General features: G+C 46.8%; 21 protein-coding genes. 18 read left to right on the forward strand and 3 right to left on the reverse strand.

The genetic code is table 11. The features are described 5' to 3' along the window. Positions 1 to 30 precede the first annotated feature (30 nt). Positions 31 to 741, reverse strand: coding sequence for an iron-sulfur cluster repair di-iron protein (gene ric, locus ADU22_RS09095; RefSeq protein ID WP_053361867.1), 711 nt, complete (start codon positions 739 to 741; stop codon positions 31 to 33). Between the two features lie 248 nt (positions 742 to 989). Between ric and ADU22_RS09100 the strand changes: the two genes are divergently transcribed. The 13 genes from ADU22_RS09100 to clpB all read left to right on the forward strand — a co-directional run bounded on the left by ADU22_RS09100 (position 990) and on the right by clpB (position 17,002). Continuing rightward, complete coding sequence (locus tag ADU22_RS09100) at positions 990 to 2,255, forward strand: molybdopterin molybdotransferase MoeA (RefSeq protein WP_053361868.1); 1,266 nt, start codon at positions 990 to 992, stop codon at positions 2,253 to 2,255. After that, entirely contained in the window at positions 2,243 to 2,779 is a 537-nt protein-coding gene (gene mobB / locus ADU22_RS09105) for a molybdopterin-guanine dinucleotide biosynthesis protein B (RefSeq protein WP_053361869.1), read from the forward strand. The genes ADU22_RS09100 and mobB overlap by 13 nt, the downstream gene beginning before the upstream one ends. 138 nt (positions 2,780 to 2,917) lie before the next feature. Beyond that, complete coding sequence (locus tag ADU22_RS09110; RefSeq protein ID WP_053361870.1) at positions 2,918 to 3,361, forward strand: respiratory nitrate reductase subunit gamma; 444 nt, start codon at positions 2,918 to 2,920, stop codon at positions 3,359 to 3,361. 345 nt (positions 3,362 to 3,706) lie between these two features. Beyond that, positions 3,707 to 4,423, forward strand: coding sequence for a YwiC-like family protein (locus tag ADU22_RS09115; protein WP_197280039.1), 717 nt, complete (start codon positions 3,707 to 3,709; stop codon positions 4,421 to 4,423). Positions 4,424 to 4,606: 183 nt separating this feature from the next. Next, entirely contained in the window at positions 4,607 to 5,641 is a 1,035-nt protein-coding gene (gene argC, locus ADU22_RS09120) for an N-acetyl-gamma-glutamyl-phosphate reductase (protein WP_053361871.1), read from the forward strand. A 10-nt stretch (positions 5,642 to 5,651) separates the two neighbouring features. Then, a complete protein-coding gene (argJ, locus tag ADU22_RS09125) occupies positions 5,652 to 6,887 on the forward strand; it encodes a bifunctional ornithine acetyltransferase/N-acetylglutamate synthase (protein WP_053361872.1) in 1,236 nt (411 codons plus the stop codon). A gap of 8 nt (positions 6,888 to 6,895) precedes the next feature. After that, positions 6,896 to 7,675 carry an acetylglutamate kinase gene (gene argB / locus ADU22_RS09130; protein WP_053361873.1) on the forward strand — a complete coding sequence of 260 codons (780 nt, stop codon included), beginning with the start codon at positions 6,896 to 6,898 and terminating at the stop codon, positions 7,673 to 7,675. Next, on the forward strand, positions 7,672 to 8,829 hold the full coding sequence (argD, locus tag ADU22_RS09135) for an acetylornithine transaminase (protein ID WP_053361874.1): 1,158 nt from the start codon (positions 7,672 to 7,674) through the stop codon (positions 8,827 to 8,829). The genes argB and argD overlap by 4 nt, the downstream gene beginning before the upstream one ends. 73 nt (positions 8,830 to 8,902) lie before the next feature. Then, on the forward strand, positions 8,903 to 9,982 hold the full coding sequence (locus ADU22_RS09140; protein WP_053361875.1) for a carbamoyl phosphate synthase small subunit: 1,080 nt from the start codon (positions 8,903 to 8,905) through the stop codon (positions 9,980 to 9,982). Continuing rightward, the gene (carB, locus tag ADU22_RS09145) at positions 9,975 to 13,073 is read left to right on the forward strand and encodes a carbamoyl-phosphate synthase (glutamine-hydrolyzing) large subunit (RefSeq protein ID WP_053361876.1); all 3,099 of its coding nucleotides are present in this window, start codon (positions 9,975 to 9,977) and stop codon (positions 13,071 to 13,073) included. Before ADU22_RS09140 ends, carB begins: the two co-directional genes overlap by 8 nt. Before the next feature lie 14 nt (positions 13,074 to 13,087). Then, the gene (gene argF, locus ADU22_RS09150; RefSeq protein ID WP_053364513.1) at positions 13,088 to 14,029 is read left to right on the forward strand and encodes an ornithine carbamoyltransferase; all 942 of its coding nucleotides are present in this window, start codon (positions 13,088 to 13,090) and stop codon (positions 14,027 to 14,029) included. A gap of 86 nt (positions 14,030 to 14,115) precedes the next feature. Then, complete coding sequence (locus ADU22_RS09155) at positions 14,116 to 14,295, forward strand: YjzC family protein (RefSeq protein WP_053361877.1); 180 nt, start codon at positions 14,116 to 14,118, stop codon at positions 14,293 to 14,295. A gap of 112 nt (positions 14,296 to 14,407) precedes the next feature. Further along, positions 14,408 to 17,002, forward strand: coding sequence for an ATP-dependent chaperone ClpB (gene clpB, locus ADU22_RS09160; RefSeq protein WP_053361878.1), 2,595 nt, complete (start codon positions 14,408 to 14,410; stop codon positions 17,000 to 17,002). A 90-nt stretch (positions 17,003 to 17,092) separates the two neighbouring features. Here clpB and ADU22_RS09165 read toward each other — a convergent pair whose 3' ends face one another. Next, positions 17,093 to 17,278: a YjzD family protein gene (locus ADU22_RS09165; protein WP_046524834.1), complete on the reverse strand. Its 186-nt coding sequence runs from the start codon at positions 17,276 to 17,278 to the stop codon at positions 17,093 to 17,095. 177 nt (positions 17,279 to 17,455) lie between these two features. Here ADU22_RS09165 and ADU22_RS09170 point away from each other — a divergent pair, with 177 nt between their 5' ends. The 3 genes from ADU22_RS09170 (at position 17,456) to ADU22_RS09180 (ending at position 20,304) form a co-directional block, all read left to right on the forward strand. Continuing rightward, positions 17,456 to 18,190 (forward strand): alpha/beta hydrolase, encoded by a 735-nt coding sequence (locus ADU22_RS09170; protein ID WP_053361879.1) that lies wholly within the window; start codon positions 17,456 to 17,458, stop codon positions 18,188 to 18,190. A 64-nt stretch (positions 18,191 to 18,254) separates the two neighbouring features. Continuing rightward, positions 18,255 to 19,130, forward strand: coding sequence for an NAD-dependent epimerase/dehydratase family protein (locus ADU22_RS09175; RefSeq protein ID WP_053361880.1), 876 nt, complete (start codon positions 18,255 to 18,257; stop codon positions 19,128 to 19,130). Positions 19,131 to 19,251: 121 nt separating this feature from the next. Beyond that, positions 19,252 to 20,304, forward strand: a complete 1,053-nt coding sequence (locus ADU22_RS09180) for a BMP family ABC transporter substrate-binding protein (protein WP_082252815.1) — start codon at positions 19,252 to 19,254, stop codon at positions 20,302 to 20,304. 19 nt (positions 20,305 to 20,323) lie between these two features. Here the strand turns inward: ADU22_RS09180 and ADU22_RS09185 are convergent, their stop codons facing one another. Further along, complete coding sequence (locus tag ADU22_RS09185; protein ID WP_053361881.1) at positions 20,324 to 20,623, reverse strand: hypothetical protein; 300 nt, start codon at positions 20,621 to 20,623, stop codon at positions 20,324 to 20,326. A gap of 186 nt (positions 20,624 to 20,809) precedes the next feature. Here ADU22_RS09185 and ADU22_RS09190 point away from each other — a divergent pair, with 186 nt between their 5' ends. Together ADU22_RS09190 and fabF are read left to right on the forward strand one after the other, a co-directional pair. After that, positions 20,810 to 21,742 carry a beta-ketoacyl-ACP synthase III gene (locus tag ADU22_RS09190; RefSeq protein ID WP_053361882.1) on the forward strand — a complete coding sequence of 311 codons (933 nt, stop codon included), beginning with the start codon at positions 20,810 to 20,812 and terminating at the stop codon, positions 21,740 to 21,742. Between the two features lie 30 nt (positions 21,743 to 21,772). Further along, positions 21,773 to 23,014: a beta-ketoacyl-ACP synthase II gene (fabF, locus tag ADU22_RS09195; RefSeq protein ID WP_053361883.1), complete on the forward strand. Its 1,242-nt coding sequence runs from the start codon at positions 21,773 to 21,775 to the stop codon at positions 23,012 to 23,014. Positions 23,015 to 23,158 lie beyond the last annotated feature (144 nt).

Here is a 23,158-nt window from a genome sequence, read left to right on the forward strand (position 1 = left end):
CCCCCCATCATGGGGGGGCGGCGGACCATATTAAGACCTTACTGGGTCCAGATAGCGGGGGAAGAGGATGTTATTCTCAAGATGCACATGCATGAAGGTATGCTCCTCAAGCATTTCAAGCCGCTTGTACACCAATCGGTAAGTCCCGCATGCATCCATTGGCGGAGTGAAATCGGTGGTTACTTCCCTTAGATCCTTAAGGATCGCTCCGGCATGGTCATGCTCCTTTTCCAGCTCAAGGACCTCTGCAATAATGGCATCACGATTTTCTGTTTCAGGCAGGTCCAGCTTTAGAAGGGCAGGAAAGACGGCTGCTTCTTCTTTGGCTGTATGTTCAAGCAATTCCTGCTTCAGTTCGTAAAATAAATCATGCATTTTTATGAGTTCCGGATGATTTCCTCCATGTACCCTTGCTACTTTGGTGACATAGGGACTTAACAGTTTGAGCTCTTCCTCAAGAGTACGGTGGTACTGGTTCTGGATATGCTCTACAAGGTCGGCTGAAGGAGTCTGTGTCCAAAATTCCATATCTTCGGCTGACATGGTGTTCTTGGCATAAAGCTCTTCCAATTCTTCCATAAGGGCGCCCATGTCCACGTTTTGTCCGGAAGCTGCCTGTAAAAGGGGGATGTTGCCCCCGCAGCAGAAATCAATGCGGTTTTTCTTGAAGATATCGCTGGATTTAGGGAAGATGTTTACAATATCCCTTACTAATGTATGTTCATTAAATGGAACTGTCATGGTTTTTTCCTCCTTGGATCAAATCTTTATTGTTTACAAATTAAGCATAAAGGAAATGGTCTTACTAATAGGTGATATGAATCACAGATTGAAAATAATCCTTCGTTCCTTCAAGGAATTTTCACAATTTCCAAGGTGGTAATAGGATTAGTTAAAAATATGTGCGGTTTGTCATTTGTAGGTGTTTCATGTACCGTTATAATGTAAAAGATAAATATTTTAATTGCCCGGTAATAGGAGCTGAAGATATGTTGGAGAGAAGAACGCCTATCCAGATTGGCGAAGCTGTAAAAAAAGTGATGGATTATAAAATAGAGGGAAGAACAGAGCGGGTATCAATCAATGAGAGCTTTGGAAGGTTCCTGTCTGAGGACCTGACGGCAACGAGCGATGTCCCCCATTTCGACAGGGCGCCATACGATGGATACGCAATCCGGTCTAAAGACACGAAAGAAGCCTCACAGGCAAACCCGGTACGGTTTGAGGTCGTTGACCATATCGGAGCCGGCATGCTTTCCGATAAGGAGCTCGGACCGTTCCAGGCGGTTCGGATTATGACAGGCGCCCAAATGCCGGCTGGCTCGGATGCTGTCGTCATGCTTGAACTCACCAAAGAATCCGAGCAGGCAGGAAAGAATTACATGTCGGTGAAAAAGGTGCATAAGCATGGCGAAAATATATCCTATCGGGGAGAAGATGCAAAACAGGGCGAAGTTCTGGTAAAAAAAGGAACTTATATCAATCCTGGCATTCAAGCGATGCTGGCCACTTTTGGCTATGCACAGGTTCCGGTTGCCAAAAAACCTGTGGTGGGCCTTTACGCGACCGGAACTGAGCTTTTGGAAGTAGATGAGCCACTGGTTCCGGGGAAAATCCGCAACAGCAATTCCTATATGATTTCCGCCCAAATTCGGCGGGCTGGAGCGGAGGACAAATATTTCGGGCAGCTGCCCGACGAATTTGATACCTGCTTTGAAGCCGTCAGGGAAGCGATTGACGAAGTCGATATCTTTATCACAACAGGAGGCGTATCGGTCGGGGATTTTGATTATTTGCCGCAGATATATGAAAAGCTGGGCGCCGAGATCCTTTTCAATAAGGTTGCCATGAGGCCGGGCAGCGTCACCACCGTGGCGCAGTTAAATGGTAAACTGCTGTTCGGACTATCTGGCAATCCTTCTGCATGTTATGTAGGATTTGAATTATTTGCAAGGCCTGTCATCCGGAATATGCTTTTCTCCAACAATGTCCATCTTCGCAAGGAGAGGGCGATTCTCGACGCCGACTTCCCCAAGGCCAATCCATTTACACGTTTTGTCAGAAGCTCGCTTACAATCCAGGACGGGAAGCTGGTTGTTTCGCCAAGCGGGCTGGATAAGTCGAATATCATCATGAGCCTGGCCGGCGCCAACTCGTTAATGATTCTGCCAGGAGGCACCAGGGGTTTTGAGCGCGGAACAGCCGTGGATGTCCTTTTGCTCGAGGACCAGACAGGCAGTGAATGGCCTTGGTGAAGCCTGTCATCTTCCAGATTGCCGGATACCAGGATAGCGGGAAAACGACAGCCATGATGAACCTGATTGCAAGACTGTCAATACAAGGATACCAGGTTGCCACCATCAAGCATCATGGCCATGGAGGGAAACCCGACCTCTCCGAAAAAAAGGATTCTGGACGTCATGTAAAGGCTGGGGCCCTGGCCTCGCTGATCGAAGGGGACGGACGGGTCCTTTTGCAGGCAGAAAAACAGGGATGGGACATTCAGGAACAGCTGAAAATCTTATCAGTGCTGTCACCTGACATTGTTCTGATTGAAGGACATAAGCATGAGGGATTCCCAAAAGCTGTCCTGCTCAGGGATGAACATGACCTTCACCTGCTGGATGAACTGACCAACATTAAGATGGCTGCCTGGAGGGAGCCAAAAGCAGGCACCATTGACGTTCAAACGGCTTGTCCTTTATTTTCGGAAATGGAAGAAGCCTATTCGTGGATTGAGGACTATTTAAAGCAGGAGGCAGCAACCCTGGACAATTAATTGATTCCATGTTCACATAAAAGAAAATAAAAGTTCGGAATTTGTTCATATCGGCGACTTTTCTCACTGTGTCCGCCTGCTCTGCCAGATAAAATGTTAGTGAGACAGATGGTTTACTACGTGGTAGAGGTGAGCAACGTGGAAATAGAAAAATTGTTACTTTGGATTGTCTTTCCGTACATGGTCGTGGCTATATTCGGCATGGGTGTAATTTGGCAGTTCGACACACCAGCCGGGACAAGTGCTTCTTCCATTCCGGAACGGATATTAACCCGTTCACTAAAGTGTCTGCTGATTTTATGCACCATTACAGGAGTGGGACTTATCCATTTCACCGACGAATTCACCAGGCTGCTGTTATGGCTGCTGAGCCTGCTTCAATTAAGGCCTGACTTGAGTTTGATCCTGAATGCGTCCCTGCTTTCAAAAATGCATTTTATCATCGTCTTTGTATTTTTGCTGGCATTGGCTTTTACGAATAAAATGGCTTATATCATAAAGCCCCATTTATACATTAAGAGGTTACATATATACATTAAGAGATTGCATATCAAGCTTCGGCTGGTTAGAAGGCACCTGTAAAGGGTGTTTTTTTATTGATAAGGAACGTATAATTTTTGGCACTTAGATAACTGTCCAGCTTCAGCGCCTAGCCAGTTTTCATCCTTGAATTACCTTCCTCGATTATCTTGCGAGAAGCGGAGCTTTGAGCAGCTCGAGTCATAAGGCACTCCAGAATAGAAGGCGCTCTTTGCCTTCAATTCTGGAGTGCCTTATGCTGGTCGGGGCTGGGCAAGGCGCTTACGCTTTTCTTTGACAATTCGGTGTCAATGCCAGTTTGAAACCTGGAAATGTGATTTGCTTCACATTTTTTGTGTTTCCAAGTGGCTTATAGTAAGTATAGAAACACACAAGGGAGTGACTATTGTGAAATTGTTTATGCCAAAGCAGCACGGTGCGTGGGCGATGCTGATCATTCCATTTTGGCTTGGGGCAGCCGCAACGGAAATTGTCTGGCAGCATATCCCGTTTTTCATCGGCTGGCTCTTTCTATATTTGGCAACTTATCCAATGCTGCTCTTATTCAAAAAGAAGAAAACAGCCTTTTATCGGAAATGGACGTTCATTTACCTTATTCCAGCCTTGCTGTTATTAATGATTCCCTTGTTCACAACACCGTCAATTATCTATTTTGGATTTGCCATGATTCCTTTTTTTGCTGTCAATGCTTATTTTTCCAGCCGGAACCAGGACCGGGCACTCCTTAATGATTTTAGTGCCGTCATTACTTTTGGAATTGCCGGCCTGGCAAGCAGCTATCTGTCTGAAGCGGCCATTACAGAAGAAGCGGTGCTGGCCTTTGCAGCTTCAGTGCTTTTCTTTATTGGCAGCACCTTTTATGTAAAGTCGATGGTCAGGGAGAAGAAGAATGGAAACTTTAAATATATCTCATGGACCTATCATATTGCTGTCCCGGTCCTTTGGCTGGCAGCCGGAGAATGGATTGCAGCATTCGCCTTTGTGCCCAGCCTGGCCAGAGCCTTATATTTTTACGGGAAACCGTTGGGGATCATGAAATTGGGGATCTATGAAATTATCAATGCTATATGGTTCTTTATCATTATGATCGTGGCAATCATATAGACTAAAGGAGTAAAAAACAGTCAGGCGGACAGACGCCGGGCTGTTTTTTTTGAATTAAATATATGGAATTTTAAGAAATCAGTTGCGTTATTTGAAAGTAGTTCTTATAATAAGAAGAATAAAAATTAATAATTATAAGTTTTGTTGTTTATTTATTCATAAGCGACTGAGAGGAGGAACAGAGTGAAAGTTTCAGTCATAGGAACAACAGGATATGGTGGAGGAGAGTTGATCAGGATATTGCATAATCATCCTGTTTTTCAAATTCACTCGGTCCACTCTTCCAGGGATGAGGCGGCTATAACAGATGAATTTCCTCATCTGTCAGGAATTTTTGAACACTCCCTAAAGAAAATTGACCCCGAAACAATCGCGGAGGAAGCCGACCTTGTATTCCTGGCAACCCCATCAAGGATATCCGGAGAGCTTGCCCAGGCCTTTGCAGGAAAAGATATTCAGGTAATTGACTTATCAGGAGATCTTAGGCTTTCCAGCCCTGAAGACTACGAAAAATGGTATAAACACAAACCAGTAAAGAAAAGCATCATCAATCAGGCTGTATATGGCTTGAGTGAATGGAATAGTGAAAAGATCAGGGCCGCTAAAATTATCGCCAATCCAGGGTGCTACCCGACAGCAGCACTGCTGGGCCTGGGACCCGTTGCTGAAGCAGGCCTGATTGATCCTGGAGCGATCATCATTGACGCCAAGTCAGGTGTATCCGGAGCAGGCAAAACCCTTTCAAGGGTAAGTGCCTTTGCCGAGATGAATGATAACTTCAGAATTTACAAAGTGAATGAGCACCAGCATATTCCGGAAATTGAGCAGCAGCTCAAACAGTGGGATGCTAAAATTTCGCCGATAACGTTCAGCACCCACCTTTTGCCTTTGACAAGAGGAATCATGGCAACCATGTATGTTCAATTGAAAAGAGAGCTGAAAACCTCTGAATTGCTGGATTTGTATCAGGAGACTTATAGTTCCCACCACTTTGTCAGGATTAGAAAAGAAGGGGAGTTTCCTGCCATTAAGGAAGTGAGCGGCAGTAACTTTTGCGACATCGGCCTTCATGCTGATCCTCGCACAGGAAGGCTTACCATCGTTTCCGTAATTGATAATTTGATGAAAGGTGCTGCCGGCCAGGCAGTGCAAAATGCAAACCTGATGAACGGCTTGGATGAAAAAGAAGGATTGGGTTTCATCCCGATCTATCCTTAAGGAGGATGCAATGAAACAGGCTTTGACAGAGAAAGAGATTATTAGAAAAGTAGAATCAGGCGGTGTGTTAAGCCCAAAAGGATACTTGGCAGGAGGAGTCCATGCCGGACTGCGCTACAACAAGCTTGATATTGGTGTCATAATCAGCGAAAAACCGGCCAGCTCTGCAGCAGTCTATACAACAAGCCATTTTCAGGCGGCTCCCTTGTGGGTGACAAGGGACAGCATCTCCAGTGAGGGCCTTATCCAGGCTGTGATTGTCAATAGTGCGTGCGCCAATGCGTGTACTGGCCAAAAAGGGCTGGAGGATGCCTACAAAATGCGGGCACTTGCCTCGGAAGCATTCAAGGTGGCACAAAATCATATTGCCGTGGCATCCACCGGGGTCATCGGTGAGTTTCTTCCAATGGAGAAGATTGAGGCAGGAATCAAGGCCTTGGTACCGGGAAGCTCCGAAAAGAACGCCCAGGACTTTCAGACGGCAATCCTTACAACCGATACGGTGATGAAAAGCAGCTGCTACAGTGCGGAGATAGACGGTAAACTTGTTCATGCAGGGGGAGCGGCCAAAGGTTCGGGGATGATTCACCCCAATATGGCGACAATGCTGGGCTTTATCACAACAGATGCAAGCATTTCGGCTGAACACCTGTATTCTGCGCTGAAGGAAGTAACAGATGTAAGCTTTAACCAAATTACGGTCGATGGAGATACATCAACGAATGATATGGTACTGGTGATGGCGAACGGCGAGGCAGGCACGAAAGAGCTGACCCCGGACCATCCGGACTGGACCATTTTTGTGGACCTTCTAAAGGCCAATTGCGAAGACTTGGCAAAGCAGATTGCCCGGGACGGCGAGGGGGCAACCAAACTGATCGAGGTTACCGTAAGCGGGGCGGGTTCAAATGAAGATGCCCGGACGGTAGCGAAACAGATTGTCGGTTCCAATCTCGTCAAAACTGCCGTTTTTGGAGAAGATGCAAACTGGGGCCGGATCATTGGAGCTGTCGGCCAGGCGAATGCCATTGTAGGTCCCGATAATGTCGACATCCAACTGGGAGATATTCTGATGTTGAAAAGCAGTACACCTGTCGAATTTTCGGAGGAAGAAGCCAAGGCCTACCTTGAAAATGAGACTATTGAAATTAAGATCAATCTTAATGGCGGTGCTGGTGAGGGCATGGCATGGGGCTGTGACCTAAGCTATGATTATGTCAAAATCAACGCGAGCTACCGGACGTAGGAGGGCATATGCAAAAGAAGAAAATTGTCATCAAATGCGGCGGCAGTGTCATCGATGAATTATCTTCCGCCTTTTTTGGAAGTATCTCTTCCCTTATGAACCATGGATACGAACCTGTAATAGTCCACGGGGGCGGTCCAGCAATCGATGCAATGCTTGATCTTTACCAGATCGAACCAAAGTTTAACAACGGCCTCAGGGTAACCTGCGAAAAAACGATGGAAGTTGTCGAACTGGTCCTTTCTGGGAAAACCAACCGCCAGCTGGTTCATTTGCTGGAGGAAAACGGTCTGGATGCAATTGGGTTAAACGGCAGTGACAGCAAATGCCTGGTGGCAGATTATATTAATAGGGCGGAACTGGGACTTGTTGGCCAAATAACGATGGTCAATGGCAGCTTCATTTCGAAAATGACAGAAGAAGGCCTCATTCCCGTTATCACGCCAGTAGCTGTTTCAGAAGACGGTTCGCGCCTTAATATCAATGCGGATTATGCTGCTGCGGCAGTGGCAAAGGCCATTGGTGCGGACAGATGCCTGTTTGTGACCAATGTAGACGGAATTATGATAGAGGGGAGCCTGATTGCCGAAGCATCGGTTTCCGAAATTAATACTTATATTTCTGAAGGCCATATTTACGGCGGAATGATTCCAAAGGTGGAATCGGCTGTTTCGGTCCTGGAGAAAGGAATAGATAAGGTCATGATTGTTTCCGGAAAGAAGGAGTTTTATAAAAATGGAAATTGGTCCGGTACCGCCATAACCGGAAAAGCGGGGGTGTTGAAATGAGCCATCTTTTTCCTACTTATCAGCGATGGGAAGTGGAGCCGGCCAGTGCACAAGGAACTTATCTGACAGGAAAAGACGGAAAGGAATACCTGGATTTTACTTCCGGGATTGGTGTTTGCAATCTTGGCCATCGACCACCTCAGGTGGAGCTGGCGGTTACAGGGCAGTTAAAGGAATATTGGCATGTTTCCAACCTGTTCCAGCAGGGAATCCAGGAGAAAGCAGCCAAACTGCTGGCAGAGGCGTCCGGTCTGGATTATGTGTTCTTCTCCAATAGCGGGGCAGAGGCCAATGAGGCGGCAATAAAACTTGCGCGAAAAGCAACCGGCAGGTCAAAAGTGATTTCTTTCATCAAGTCCTTCCATGGCCGGACATTTGGAACAATGGCGGCGACAGGACAGGATAAAATCAAACAAGGTTTCGGGCCAATGCTTGAAACGTTTGTGCACATTCCATTTAATGATGCGGAGGCATTGAAGAAGGAAATCGACGGAGAAACCGCTGCTGTCATCCTCGAGGTCATTCAGGGAGAGGGAGGCATCAATGTCGCTTCCAGCGAATTTTTATCAGCCGTAGAAGCCGTTTGCAAAGAGCACGGGGCACTGCTGATCATTGATGAGATCCAAACTGGAGTCGGCCGGACAGGAAAAGCTTTTGCCTTCCAGCATTTTGCCCTGAAGCCTGATATCATTACCGTGGCAAAGGGACTTGGAAGCGGGTTCCCGATTGGCGCCGTCGTTGGCAGCGCTGAACTGAAGGGTGCATTTGGTCCGGGGAGCCACGGGTCCACGTTTGGCGGAAATCCGATTTCCGTTTCGGCGGCAGTAGCCACGATGGAAAGTATTTTTGAACCGGCGTTTTTAAAGCAAGCCATGGATATGGGGAATTACTTGTTTGAGAAAGCTGGCGAAAAGCTTGGCAGCCTGGAGGGAGTGCTCGCCATTAAAGGGATGGGGCTGATGATCGGGATTGAAATTTCCGCCAATGTACAAGAGACGCTTGCGCTCCTTAGAGAAAAAGGGATGCTTGCCCTGCCTGCAGGGGAAAATGTCATTCGGTTGCTGCCTCCGCTGAATATGAGCCAGGAGGAAGCGGACAAAGCTTTGAACCTGCTGGAAGAAACAATCACAGCGCTTGCTCCCGCGGCAAGTTAGCTGTATCTTTTTGGTCAGAATTGAATAAATATTAATATATTTATATAAATATTCATTATATAAGAGGTGTGGAATGGACGGATATTTACATCTAAGTGAAGGTGTTTCCTATAAAGGCATTTGGGCAGGTAAGGCTCCTGAGGCGGAGGTAAAGGGAGAAATCGTATTTTTTACGGGTATGACCGGTTATCAGGAAGTATTGACAGACCCCTCCTATAAGGACCAGATTGTCGTGTTTACCTATCCGCTGGTCGGCAATTATGGCATCAACAAGGCAGATGCGGAGAGCCTGAAGCCGCATCCTGCAGCTGTTATTGTATATGAAGCAGAGCATGATGGATTTCATTATGAGTCTGACATCAGCATGACCGCCTACCTGGAAAACTGGGGCGTCCCTGTTTTAACCCATGTGGACACAAGGACTGTTGTTAAAAAAATCCGGGATCATGGCTCAATGCCAGCTGTCCTTTCTGCCAGGGAAGACTCACAAGCAGGTTTTATGCTCCATCAAGACCTTAAGGTTGGCAAAGTTTCTTCCGAGAAAACAGAAACACATGGCAAGGGAGACCATCATATCGTCCTGTTTGACTTTGGCTTTAAAAAATCAATACTTGACGGCTTGCTGCAAAAAGGGTGCAAAGTCACAGTAGTACCGTATAAAAGTTCTTTTGAATATATCCAGTCGCTTCAGCCTGACGGAGTGCTACTGTCCAATGGCCCTGGAGACCCGAAGGATTTGGAGAGGCAGCTGCCGCAAATAAAGAAAGTGATCCAGCATTTCCCGACATTGGGAATTTGTCTTGGACACCAGCTCGCAGCGCTGGCGCTTGGCGGCGACACTAAAAAAATGCTGTTCGGCCACAGGGGAGCCAATCAGCCAGTCCTTGACCAGGAGACGGGAAAGGTGTTCATGTCTTCCCAAAACCACAGCTATGTAGTGGATGAAGCCAGCCTGGAACGGGCAGGGCTTTCAGCTCGATTCATCAATTGCAATGATGGCTCTGTCGAGGGACTTTCCCATCTCCAGCTTCCTTTGGTGACGGTCCAGTTCCATCCGGAAGCGCACCCAGGACCGGGTGACAGCGAATTTATTTTTGACGAATTCATCAAACTTGTTCAAACAACGAAGCGGAGAGTAGTGAACTATGCCTAAAGATACCAGCATCCAATCCATTTTAGTAATTGGCTCAGGCCCGATTGTCATCGGGCAGGCCGCTGAATTTGACTATGCAGGGACACAGGCTTGCATTGCCCTGAAAGAAGAGGGATACCGTGTCATTTTGCTTAACAACAACCCCGCAACGGTCATGACTGATCCTGTTTTTGCCGATGCCGTCTATTTTGAGCCAATGACAGTGGAGAGCGTAGAAAAAATCATCATCAAGGAAAAGCCTGACGGACTGCTTGCGACTCTTGGCGGCCAGGCCGGGCTGAACATGGCCTTTCAGCTGAATGAGCATGGCATCATAGAAAAATACGGGCTGAAAGTTCTTGGAACTTCCATTGAGTCGATAAAGCAGGGGGAAGACCGGGATGCCTTCCGGAGCCTGATGCACGAGTTAAACGAGCCTGTGCCTGAAAGTGTAATTGTTCACAGCGTTCCCGAAGCACTGAAATTTGCAAAAGAAACGGGGTATCCAGTCATTGTGAGGCCGGCCTACACCCTTGGCGGCACGGGAGGCGGAATCGCTGCATCAGAAGCGGAACTTGAATCCCTTGTTGGCGGCGGGTTGAATGAAAGCCCAATCCACCAATGTCTTATCGAAAAAAGCATTGCCGGCTTTAAAGAAGTCGAGTATGAAATGATGCGGGATTCAAATGGCACCTGCATTGCGATCTGCAATATGGAGAACTTCGACCCTGTCGGCATCCATACCGGTGATTCGATTGTGGTCGCCCCATCACAAACCCTTACAGACCGCGAATACCAGATGCTCCGGTCAGCCGCTGTCAAAATCATCTCTGCCCTGGGGATTGTCGGGGGGTGCAATATTCAATTTGCCCTTGACCCTGACAGCAAGAACTATTATCTGATTGAAGTGAACCCTCGTGTAAGCCGCTCTTCTGCGCTGGCGTCGAAGGCAACCGGCTATCCGATTGCGAGAATGGCGGCCAAGGTGGCCGTTGGCTATTTATTGTCGGAGCTTAAGAACCCGGTAACCGGCAACACGTTTGCCAGTTATGAACCTGCTCTGGATTATGTGGTTGTCAAAATTCCGAAGTGGCCATTTGACAAGTTCCCGGGGATAGAACGAAGCCTCGGGACCCAGATGAAGGCTACAGGCGAAGCGATGGGAATTGACCGAAACTTCGAACGCGCTTTATTGAAGGCTGTCCGCTCCCTGGATATTGGCCTATCCGATTTACATGCAGGGACGATCCAGAAAAAATCGGTGGATGAATTAATCGCCCTGATGGAAAAACAGTCGGATGAAAGGCTGTTTGTGGTAACTGAACTTTTGCGGCGCGGAGTAGACAGGAACTTCATTCATGAAAAAACCAAAATAGATCATTTTTTTCTCTCGAAACTTGCAGGGCTTGTTAAGCTTGAACATGAAATTGCCTCTTGTACGGCAGGCAATGTGACCGTTGAAAATCTGGCTTATTTTAAGGAAAAAGGGTTCAGTGACAAACATTTGGCCTATGCCTGGGGAATCCCGCAAAGCGAAGTTCGGGCACTCAGGAACAAGTATGGCGTAAGGCCTTCCTATAAAATGGTGGATACATGTGCAGCGGAATTTGATTCCGTCTCAAATTACTTCTATTCAACCTACTATGGAGAAAATGAAGCGCCAAAAACCAACAGGAGAAAGATACTGATTATTGGCAGCGGCCCAATCCGGATTGGCCAGGGAGTAGAATTTGATTACTGCTCTGTTCACGGAGTCCTGGCATTAAAGGAAGAAAATATTGAAACCATTATGATTAACAACAATCCCGAAACCGTCAGCACTGACTTTGCCCTGTCAGACCGTTTGTATTTTGAACCTTTATGCCTTGAGGAAATCCTTGATGTGATCGATGCAGAAGGAATAGAAGAAGTCATTGTCCAGCTGGGCGGGCAAACCGCCTTAAATGTGGCGGAGGGTCTTGAGCAATACGGACTGAAACTGTTGGGTACGAGTTCGGAGATGATCGATTTGTTTGAGGACCGCGACAAATTTTATGGCCTTCTAGATGACCTTGGGATACCTAGAGTGAAAGGGGTCACTGCTTCGAACCGCAATGAACTCATTGAAGGTATTAAGGCTATCGGATATCCAGTTTTACTGCGCCCTTCCTATGTGATTGGTGGACAGGGAATGGATATTATTGGAAACGAAAGCGGATTGTCCAGGTACTTCAACGAGAAAGAAGTTTCGTACCCGGTGCTCGTTGATCAGTTCCTTCCGGCAGATGAAGCGGAAATTGATTTGGCGGCAGATGGGGAACACATTATTGTACCGGCGATCATGGAACACGTTGAGAAAACAGGTGTTCATTCCGGAGATAGTTTATCCGTTATCCCTGCCCAGACTCTTTCACAGAATGTCCAGAAGAAGATCATCGATTATGCGTCCAAAATTATTAAATATACCAAGTATAAAGGCTTGATGAATATTCAATATATCATTTCTGGAAATGAGGTATATATCCTTGAAATCAATCCGCGTTCCAGCCGCACTATGCCGATTGTCAGCAAGGTGACTGGAGTGCCTCTCGTCAATAAAGCGACAAAAATATTGCTTGGGAAATATAATTTGTCGAAGGATGAACTGCCATCCCGCCAGGATACTTTTGTATGCCTTAAATATCCGGTGTTCTCCAACTTCGCATTAAGAGGGCTTGATATCAAAACAGGTCCGCAAATGATGTCGACCGGAGAGGGGATCAGTGTAGGGGCTACCTTGGAAGAAGCTCTTAAAAAGTATTATTCCTCATTGTCAGTGAAAAATGCCAAGAACATAATCGTTTATACGGCTGCAGCACCTGAACTGATCCAGGAGGCAGCATCCATGGGAATAAAGATGGTTCCTTTCCAGGGAGAATTGAATGAACTGGAAGATAGTGCAGGAGTTTACAGCAGCGGTGGAACAGAGCAGGACGTGGTTCTCCGGCAGTGGGCAATCCGCCGACGAAAACTGGTTTTTTCACAGGAAGAAACGCTGAAGGCTTTTCTCCTGGCCAGCCAGGAAAGCAAATGGAATGTGAAGCCGATGGGAGAGTGGCTTAACGAAAAAATAAAAGGAGTGACACTGCAATGAGTTTGTCCCAGGAAATGAATACAAAGGAAGCATCACCGCTAAGAGGCAGGCACTTCCTGACTATTGCCGAATATTCGGGTGAAGAAATTCTGAAAATCCTTAATAAGGCGGAAGAGCTAAAGGCGGAAAAGGGCGGACAAGAACCCCTTGAAGGCAAGATTTTGGGTATGATTTTTGAAAAGAACTCTACGAGGACACGCGTATCCTTTGAGGCAGGCATGCTGCAGCTAGGAGGACATGCCATTTTCATGAACACACAGGATTCCCAGCTTGGGAGAGGGGAATCGATTGCAGATACAGCCCAGGTGCTATCACAATATGTAGATGGTATCATGATCCGGACATTCAGCCATGACAGGATTGAAGAACTATCTGCCAACTCCGGCGTACCGGTGATCAATGGACTGACAGATCTTGCCCATCCGTGCCAGGCTCTTGCGGATATCCTTACGATTAAAGAACACAAAAAAACCTTGGAGGGATTAAAAGTTGCCTATGTAGGGGACGGAAACAATGTCGCCAATTCGCTGATGGCCATATGCGCGAAGCTTGGCATTGACTTTGCGATTGCGGGACCCAAAAAGTTTTGGCCAACAGAAGAGGTGCTCAAAACCTGCAAAGAATTTGCCAGCACCAGCGGAAGCAAGATCATGGTAACAGAAAACCCGGTTGAGGCTGTCAGGGATGCAGATGCGGTATACTCGGATGTTTGGACCAGCATGGGGCAGGAGGATGAAAATGCAGTCCGTCTGATGGAATTCGAGGGCTATCAAGTGAATGAGGAACTGGTAAGCCATGCGAAGCCGGACTTCCTATTCCTCCATTGTCTTCCGGCACATCGGGGAGAAGAGGTTACGTCAGGGGTTATTGATGGTCCTAATTCTGTTGTATTTCAACAGGCTGGAAACAGGATGCATGCCCAAAAAGCGCTGCTTGTCGAGCTTTTGAAAGACTGAAGTGTTCATGGGGAACATTTCCTTCATTGCTTCTGTGCCTGTGGGCAAAATAGGAAGGCACCTACTTTGCAAAAGGAGGCAGCGCCATGGGACAAAACCGTCAATTCCGGCCAGGGCAGAAGGCGCCCAATAATGGGATATACATTGAAATTGGGGAAACGGGGAGCAATGTGAACAATCCCCAAAAGGTCAGGCTTAAGGCGGGAGACTCTTTTCCGGAAACAGCCAACCATAACAGGCTTTGGAGCTATAAAAGAAGACCTTGACCAAGTTTCATAAGAACAAATTAAAGCCATCCGTGACCGGATGGCTTTAATTTGGGTACATACTATAATATAATGATTATAAAGGTCAAATATGGTCAAAGGAGGGGTATGGATGGATTTCAACTCGATGACAGCCAAAACCCAGGAGGCTTTTTTGCAGGCACAATCCCTGGCAGCGGAATATAGCCATCAGGAAGTAGGAGAAGATCATCTCCTGTTAGCGATGCTTAATCAGGACGAAAGTCTGGCAGCCGCCATTTTGCAGCGTCTTGGCCAAAGTGTGGAAGAGTTCAGGGAAGAATTAAAAAGTCTGCTCCGGAAAAGGCCTCAGGTCTCCGGTGGCGGGACAGAAGAAGGAAGACTGTATATAACTTCTTCCCTGCAAAAGCTGTTAGTGGATGCTGATAAAGAAAAACAATCCTTTCAGGACGAGTATTTATCATCCGAGCACCTGATGCTTGCGCTTCAAAAGGCAGAACGTTCAGGCACCGGCAGTGTATTTGCCAGGAAGGGGGTCAATCGCAAACAACTTCTTGCCGCAATCAAAGACATGAGGGGGAATCAACGAGTGACTTCACAACATCCGGAAGCTACCTATGATGCACTAAAGAAATACGGCAGAGACCTCGTCGCAGAAGCAAAAAATGGAAAGATGGACCCTGTAATCGGCCGTGATAGCGAAATTAGGAATGTCATCAGGATTCTTTCCAGGAAAACAAAAAACAATCCTGTATTGATTGGGGAACCAGGAGTGGGGAAAACCGCGATTGTTGAAGGCCTTGCCCAAAGGATCGTAAGGCGGGATGTCCCTGAAGGCTTAAAAGATAAAACGATCTTTTCCCTGGATATAGGCTCCCTGATTGCAGGGGCGAAGTTCAGAGGGGAATTTGAGGAAAGGCTGAAGGCCGTTCTTAACGAGGTCAAAAAAAGCGAAGGCAATATTCTGCTGTTTATCGATGAGCTTCATACAATAGTCGGTGCAGGCAAAACAGAAGGTGCCATGGATGCAGGAAATATGCTGAAACCCATGCTCGCCCGGGGAGAATTGCATTGCATAGGTGCCACTACACTGGACGAACATCGCAAATATATTGAAAAAGACCCAGCACTTGAAAGGCGGTTTCAGCAAGTGCTCGTGGAAGAACCAAACGTCGAGGACACCATTTCCATTTTGCGGGGGCTCAAGGAACGATTTGAGATCCATCATGGCGTAAATATTCATGACAGGGCCATAGTTGCCGCTGCCACACTTTCGGACCGGTATATCACCGACCGGTTTTTGCCGGACAAGGCAATCGACCTTGTGGATGAAGCATGCGCCATGATTCGGACCGAGATTGATTCCATGCCGACCGAGCTGGACGAAGTCACGAGAAGAATGATGCAGCTTGAAATCGAGGAAGCGGCTTTAAAAAAGGAAAAGGATGAGGCAAGCCAGGCAAGGCTGAATGCCCTTCAAAAGGAATTAGCAAATCTGAGGGAAAAAGCTGCATCCATGAAAGGAAGATGGCAAAAGGAAAAAGAGGGCATCCAGCATGTACGGCAAAAACGGGAGACGCTGGAAAAGTTAAGGCATGAGCTTGATAAGGCAGAAAACGATTATGACTTGGAAAGGGCGGCAGAACTGAGGCATGGAAGGATTCCTGCCCTGGAAAAGGAACTGAAGCAGCTGGAGCAGGGGTTCAGCCAAAACGAAGAGGACAAGCTCTTAAGGGAGGAAGTAACAGAGGAAGAAATTGCCTCGATCGTTGGAAGGTGGACGGGAATTCCGGTTACAAAATTGGTTGAAGGGGAGCGCGAGAAACTGCTCCGTCTCGAAAGCATCCTCCAGGAAAGGGTTATCGGCCAGGATGAAGCCGTTTCTCTTGTTGCTGATGCGGTCCTGAGGGCCAGAGCGGGAATCAAGGACCCAAACAGGCCGATTGGTTCATTTATTTTTTTAGGGCCGACAGGGGTCGGGAAAACAGAACTGGCCAAGACATTGGCCCAAGCCCTTTTCGACAGTGAGGATCAATTAATACGCCTGGATATGTCCGAGTATATGGAAAAACATTCTGTATCAAGATTAGTCGGAGCCCCTCCAGGGTATGTAGGATATGAGGAAGGCGGCCAGCTGACAGAAGCGGTCAGGAGGAAGCCATACTCCGTACTCCTCCTTGACGAGGTTGAAAAAGCGCACCCCGAGGTATTCAATATCCTGCTGCAAATGCTGGATGATGGGCGGATTACGGATTCCCAGGGGAGGACCGTCGACTTTAAAAATACCGTCATCATTATGACTTCCAATATCGGTTCGCAGCACCTCCTGGAACAAGGGAATGATGGCATTTCCGAAAAAGCAAGAGATCTCGCCATGTCCCAGCTCCGCAGTCATTTCCGCCCGGAATTCCTGAACAGGGTGGATGAAATCATCATGTTCAAACCGCTGCAGCTCAATGAAATCAAAGCAATTGTAGTGAAAATCCTGAAGGAACTGCAGGAAAGGCTAAGCGACCAGCAGGTCCAGGTACACATTAGCGAGGAAGCAAAGGAATATATTGCTCTTAATGGATTTGATCCGGTATACGGGGCGCGGCCGCTAAAAAGATATATACAGCGCAATATTGAGACAAAGCTTGCCCGTGAAATCATTTCTGGAAGCATCAAGCCAAAAAGCATAGTGGACATAAGCATAGATGGAGGAGAAATCAGCCTTCAAATAAAATGAAAAATAGTCATCCTTTTCGAAGGATGACTATTTTCTTGGTTTGCATAAAGCCGGGCAGGGATAATTCCACAACCCTTTTCCATGCGAGTATTAATGGTGGTCCTCAACTGGTTCGTTGGGAAGCACAAGCGGAGCGATAAAAATCAAAATGGAAGCAGCAATCGTAATAATGATGCCTGTTTGCAGATCGTAGGCGACACCAATCATGGAACCGGCTACATATACAAGCATCTGGATGAGAAGGAACGTCCAGAAGACTGTCCAGAAATAGCGCATAAACTTCACCTCTGCCTATGTATAGTCTTCAATAATCTTACCATAACAAGTTAGAATAATAAATATAAAAAATGGTTTCCGCCAAGTGACAATTCAGTTCTTTTAGGCTAATCCCCTATTCATTTTATTGTAAACTTCATAGATTAATATGAACATACTTTTAAAGGAGTTTTGAAAATGGATTACCGGAACTTTAAATTGGATACCGAATGGAACATGATTCATTATCCTTACAAGCCGAATGGTTTCGGTATCCTGATTTTGGGAGACGAAAGGCATTTTGTTGAGGAAAAAAACAGCTTTTGGATGCAAAACGAAGGGAAGCGAATGCTTCTGGAGAACTGGAGGCAGTGCGGTTATACCATCTTTTATTCCAACTTGTATGGCTTGAATTGKGGAAGCGACAAGGCTGTCGATCTGGCAAAGGGCCTCCTTGCCCATGTGAAGAGAAATGAAATACTTAATGGGAAGATCCATGTCGTAGCCGAAGGGATGGGAGCACTGACAGCTTTAAAACTTCTTGCCAGCGGAGCGGATATCCGTTCCCTGCTTTTAATCAACCCAATCCTTTCCCTTGGGCAGCACCTTCAGCAGGAAAAAGAGCACAAGTTTTTCTATAAGAAGCTAATAAAAGAACTATCCCTTTCCTATCAGGTAGATCGCGGCCAGGTCGAGGCAATGTTTGAAGATCATAGCGGCATGCCGGAATTTCAACAGGACATTCCGGTCAGGATCATTCATATTCTTGCAGGAAGCCGCGGGTACAGGCAGTCAAAGCTGCTCAATGAATACAGCATTATATGGGAGAAAGAAGAACTGCCTATTTCAGTTTGCTATATGGTCCCGGAAAAAAAGCCGCAAATTGGGCCGCTTGCCATCCAGTTTTTTAGGAAACATGAGCAAATTCTCTAATCTGTAGCAATAATTTTCTGGTCTTTTCATAAGATACACAGAGATTGTATCAGGAGGGCTGAAAATGGATAGAGCAATTATTATCGGGCCATTTGGATTCCTCGGCTACAGCATCTGTAAAGCTATGCTTGATAAGGGATTTCGTGTTTTGGGAATTTCACCCGAAACGAGGGAGTCTGGCAAGTTTGATGATGAAAAGCGGCTTGAAATTGGACGAAATGCCAATTTTTTTGAACAAGCAAATGAGGAATGGCTGTCTGAAATCAATAAAACGCCAGTTCCGATTATTATTCCTTTTTATGATTATTTCATGGAATGCAGTGAGGCCAATCTTTTTGAAGACCCACTATTCTCCAAATCCCTGTGCACTCTTTCCCCCTGTCCTTCAAAAGTTATCTTTTTGTTTCCCGAACAATTCGTCCATCAAAAGCCTTTGAGAAATGGCATTCTTAAGCAATTTGAAACATTTGCTGACGAAACAAAATACCTGGGTCCCGAGATATTCCTGCCTTCCCTTTATGGTCCCTGGCAGCCAGATGAGTATCTTTTTCAACAAATTTTGTTTCCTGCAGATGACAGCCATACCTTGTGTCCCGGAAGGGAGTCCCTCAGGGATGCGCTCTATATTGAAGATGCAGCCTCCCTGTGTCTCGGGCTGATGGAAGAAGCGGAAGGAGCTTTTTTGGTCAGCAGCGGCAATCCGGAAGGCTGGAAAGAATGCCTGCAGGAATCATTGTTGATTGCCGGTAGTAAGGACAGGAGACCAATGAGGGCTGAAAAAGCTGGACAGGAGCTTCTTAAAAAGGCAGGGAAAAAAACCTCGCATGGAACGGAAGACGGCCTTTCCATGGTATGCGTACCAAAACCAATGGAAATTCGTGCAGGATTGGAAAACCAATGCAGGCAATATGAGCGTTGGCTTCTTGGCCAAATGCTTTAACCTTGATAAAAGTCTTTTCAAATCAATGGTTAAAAAGTAAAATTGTACATGATTGATGCTTCGTCTGAAAATAGCCTTCTTTTTAATTGGAGTAGGAAATGCAATAAAGGAGTTGCACGGCATGTTAAAACGTTTCGGGCTTATTTTGCTTAGCCTGCTATTGTTAGGAGGCTGTGGGCAGCCCCTGTCAACTGGTGAAATAAAAAAAGTAGGCCTGCTGGTACCTGAAACAATCAATGATCAGGTTTGGGGTACGAAAGGGTATCGGGGTCTGCTGAAAATCCAGTCACGGTTCAATATAGATGTTTATTATAAGGAAGGAATGAATTCCCAGGCGCTGGTGGAGGATGCGGTCGCCGAGTTCGATCGTAACGGGGTAAACCTTGTTTTTGGCCACGGGAATGAGTACGCAGTTTATTTCAACAACTTTTCCAAAAAGTACCCTGATATCCACTTTATCAGTTTTAACGGAGATGCCAAGAATGACAATACAACAAGCCTGAATTTCGAGGCTTACGCGATGGGCTTTTTTGGAGGAATGGTGGCGGCGCATATGTCGGAGGCGGATCACCTTGCCGTAATAGCAGCCTTTGAGTGGCAGCCGGAAGTAGAGGGTTTTTACGAGGGTGCTGCTTTTTATAACAACGATGTGGAAGTGGACATTCGTTATGTCGGCCATTGGGATGACCATGAAAAAGCACTGGATATTCTGGGAAAGGTCCTGAACGGCGGAGCGGATGTCATTTATCCTGCAGGGGATGGTTATAATGTTCCCGTTATCGAAAAGGTAAAGGAAAATGGGCTATATGTGATTGGGTATATTTCCGACCAGTCCGATCTCGGGGAATCGACTGTCCTCACAAGCACCGTCCAGCATGTGGACCAGCTATACGAACTGGTTGCCTCCAAATACAACGCCAAAGATTTAAAATCTGGCAACTTGTTTTTTGACTTTCAGGACGGTGTCATTTCTCTCGGGAAATTCAGCCCAAAGGTGGACGAACCTTTCCGCCAGGAGATGAAAATGCATATCAGCAACTATAAGGAAACAGGCAAGCTGCCGAATGATTATGATCATGCGGTCTCCCTGTCAGGCCAAAATGACTCGGTCGGCCTGTCGCTCAATTGGGACCTTGCTCCAGAGGCACCATCCTATCTTGTCTTGGGAAAATAGGCTGCGGCGAATCCGCAGCCTATTTTTTTAAGAACTGGTCAAAAAATGGACGTATTTTCGAAAACATCGGTTTAAGCTGCCGTGCTGAATCGACCAGTGTGTCGATATGGACCATGATCTCTTCCAGATTGATCTGGTTTTGGGATTGGCCCAGATTAACATCCCCGGAAATGGAAGGATCTTTTGTTTTCCTTTCTTCTGTTCTTCCGGGACCAAACATGATCCGATCAAACATGCTCATTCGATTCTCCGATACGGCCTCTTTGCTTTCCTCCAAATAGGTGTCTTCTGCTAACTCCCTTTCCCCGCGATCCGCCATCTGTTCTCCTCCTATAAAATCAAGTTTCTCCTTATATAGCTTATGAATGATTAGCACGTCCGGCATAGTCATTAGCGGAGCTAACCAATTTCCTATTGCGGAAACAGAACTTTCTCTGCTAAAATTAGTACCAGATAATAATAATTGATATTAAAAATATAGATATTGTAAAAGGAGATGGCTCCCATGAATGCAGGGATTTTAGGGATCGGGCGCTTTATTCCAGAAAAAGTGGTTACGAACCTGGATCTGGAGAAAGTAATGGACACTTCAGATGAGTGGATTAGGACCAGGACTGGAATTGAAGAGCGAAGAATTGCCGGTGAAAGCATGAATACTTCCGATATTGGTTATGAAGCAGCTGTTAAGGCACTGGATGATGCGGGCGTTGCGCCGGAAGACATCGACCTTATCCTTGTTGCCACCGTCACACCTGACCAGCCATTTCCAAGTGTGGCCTGCATGCTGCAGGAAAAACTAGGGGCAAGGAAAGCGGCAGCCATGGACGTTAGTGCTGCCTGTGCCGGCTTTATGTATGGTATTGTAACAGGAAAGCAGTTTATTGAAACAGGAAGCTACAAGTATGTTTTAATAGTAGGTGTTGAAAAGCTGTCCAAGATTACAGATTGGGAAGATCGCAATACTGCTGTTTTATTTGGGGATGGCGCTGGTGCCGTTGTCATGGGGCCGGTAAGTGAAGGCAAAGGGATTCTTTCATTTGAACTTGGCTCTGACGGTTCCGGAGGCAAATATCTTTATCAGGATACACACATCAAAATGAACGGGCGGGAAGTCTTTAAATTTGCAGTGAGACAGATGGGAGAAAGCAGCGTCAATGTCCTTGAAAAAGCTGGTCTTACCAAAGAGGATGTCGACTTCCTCATCCCTCATCAGGCAAATATCAGAATTATGGAAGCGGCAAGGCAGCGCCTGGAGCTTCCGGTAGAAAAAATGTCAAAGACGGTGCATAAATACGGAAACACATCCGCAGCCTCGATTCCAATTTCCCTCGTCGAAGAGATTGAGGCAGGAAAAATCAAGGATGGAGACCTGATTGTCATGGTCGGCTTTGGAGGCGGATTGACCTGGGGAGCAATTGCAATGCGTTGGGGCCGATAAATAATGTCACGAATAAAGGAGATGAAATGGATGGATAAACGAAGAGTGGTTGTAACTGGAATTGGAGCAGTAACTCCGGTTGGAAATGATGCAGATACGGCATGGAAGAATATCATTGCAGGTGTTTCGGGGATTGGAACGGTCACACGATTGAATCCAGATGACTTTCCTGCCAAGGTCGCGGCCGAGGTAAAGGATTTTTCGATTGAAGACTTCATCGATAGAAAAGAAGCCAGGAAGATGGACCGTTTCACACATTATGCAGTGGCGGCATCCTTGATGGCGGTAAAAGATGCAGACCTTGAAATTAATGATGAGAATGCTCCGAGAGTTGGAGTGTGGATCGGTTCAGGCATTGGCGGAATGGAAACATTCGAACAGCAGCATGAAACATTCTTGAAACGTGGACATCGACGTGTCAGTCCATTTTTCGTTCCAATGATGATTCCGGATATGGCAACTGGCCAGGTTTCGATCACATTGGGTGCCCGCGGATTCAATTCATGCACGGTAACAGCTTGTGCAACCGGAACAAACTCAATCGGAGATGCCTTTAAAGTCATCCAGCGCGGCGATGCCGATGTAATGGTCAGCGGCGGAGCAGAGGCACCGATTACTAAGATGAGCTTTGCCGGTTTCTGCGCCAACACCGCGCTCTCGACAAACCAGGATCCGCAAAAGGCCAGCAGGCCATTTGACAAAAACCGTGATGGCTTTGTAATGGGCGAAGGCGCCGGCGTTCTTGTTCTGGAGGAGCTTGAACATGCCAAGGCCCGCGGAGCGAAAATCTATGCCGAAATAGTCGGCTATGGAGCAACCGGTGATGCCTATCATATTACCGCTCCGGCTCCTGAAGGAGAAGGCGGCGCCAGGGCGATGAAAATGGCCCTTGAGGACGGCGGCTTGAGCCCTGAAGAAGTCGGATATATCAATGCCCATGGCACAAGCACCGAATACAATGATAAATTTGAAACAATGGCTATTAAGAAAGTGTTTGGCGAACATGCCTATAAGCTGGCCGTCAGCTCGACCAAGTCGATGACCGGCCATCTGTTAGGGGCAGCCGGAGGAATAGAAGCAATCTTTACAGTCCTTGCTCTAAAAGAAGGGGTTCTGCCTCCAACCATGAACTACGAAACACCGGACCCTGACTGTGACCTTGATTATGTGCCAAATGAATCCCGCCAACAGGAAGTGAAGGCGGCGATCAGCAACTCATTGGGCTTCGGCGGCCACAATGCCACCATCGCCTTTAGAAAATTTGAAGCTTAAGACGGGACGCTCCGTCTTGTAATTGCCGGGAAGCTATCTTTCCCGGCAATTTTTGTGTGCCAGGCATGTTCATTAACTTGGCGGTGAGAGTCCGCTATGGGCGTTGGGATATGCGAACCATTAGCCAAAGGCAAGGGTGTCCGT

The sequence above is a fragment of the Bacillus sp. FJAT-27251 genome, from assembly GCF_001273925.1.
Lineage (GTDB): Bacteria > Bacillota > Bacilli > Bacillales > Cytobacillaceae > Mesobacillus_B.

Coding starts and splice junctions, on each gene's coding strand:
- ric (WP_053361867.1), bottom strand. CDS start 741: ATGACAGTTCCATTTAATGAACATACATTAGTAAGGGATATTGTAAAC.
- ADU22_RS09100 (WP_053361868.1), top strand. CDS start 990: ATGTTGGAGAGAAGAACGCCTATCCAGATTGGCGAAGCTGTAAAAAAA.
- mobB (WP_053361869.1), top strand. CDS start 2,243: ATGGCCTTGGTGAAGCCTGTCATCTTCCAGATTGCCGGATACCAGGAT.
- argJ (WP_053361872.1), top strand. CDS start 5,652: ATGAAACAGGCTTTGACAGAGAAAGAGATTATTAGAAAAGTAGAATCA.
- argB (WP_053361873.1), top strand. CDS start 6,896: ATGCAAAAGAAGAAAATTGTCATCAAATGCGGCGGCAGTGTCATCGAT.
- argD (WP_053361874.1), top strand. CDS start 7,672: ATGAGCCATCTTTTTCCTACTTATCAGCGATGGGAAGTGGAGCCGGCC.
- ADU22_RS09140 (WP_053361875.1), top strand. CDS start 8,903: ATGGACGGATATTTACATCTAAGTGAAGGTGTTTCCTATAAAGGCATT.
- carB (WP_053361876.1), top strand. CDS start 9,975: ATGCCTAAAGATACCAGCATCCAATCCATTTTAGTAATTGGCTCAGGC.
- argF (WP_053364513.1), top strand. CDS start 13,088: ATGAATACAAAGGAAGCATCACCGCTAAGAGGCAGGCACTTCCTGACT.
- ADU22_RS09155 (WP_053361877.1), top strand. CDS start 14,116: ATGGGACAAAACCGTCAATTCCGGCCAGGGCAGAAGGCGCCCAATAAT.
- clpB (WP_053361878.1), top strand. CDS start 14,408: ATGGATTTCAACTCGATGACAGCCAAAACCCAGGAGGCTTTTTTGCAG.
- ADU22_RS09165 (WP_046524834.1), bottom strand. CDS start 17,278: ATGCGCTATTTCTGGACAGTCTTCTGGACGTTCCTTCTCATCCAGATG.
- ADU22_RS09175 (WP_053361880.1), top strand. CDS start 18,255: ATGGATAGAGCAATTATTATCGGGCCATTTGGATTCCTCGGCTACAGC.
- ADU22_RS09180 (WP_082252815.1), top strand. CDS start 19,252: ATGTTAAAACGTTTCGGGCTTATTTTGCTTAGCCTGCTATTGTTAGGA.
- ADU22_RS09185 (WP_053361881.1), bottom strand. CDS start 20,623: ATGGCGGATCGCGGGGAAAGGGAGTTAGCAGAAGACACCTATTTGGAG.
- ADU22_RS09190 (WP_053361882.1), top strand. CDS start 20,810: ATGAATGCAGGGATTTTAGGGATCGGGCGCTTTATTCCAGAAAAAGTG.
- fabF (WP_053361883.1), top strand. CDS start 21,773: ATGGATAAACGAAGAGTGGTTGTAACTGGAATTGGAGCAGTAACTCCG.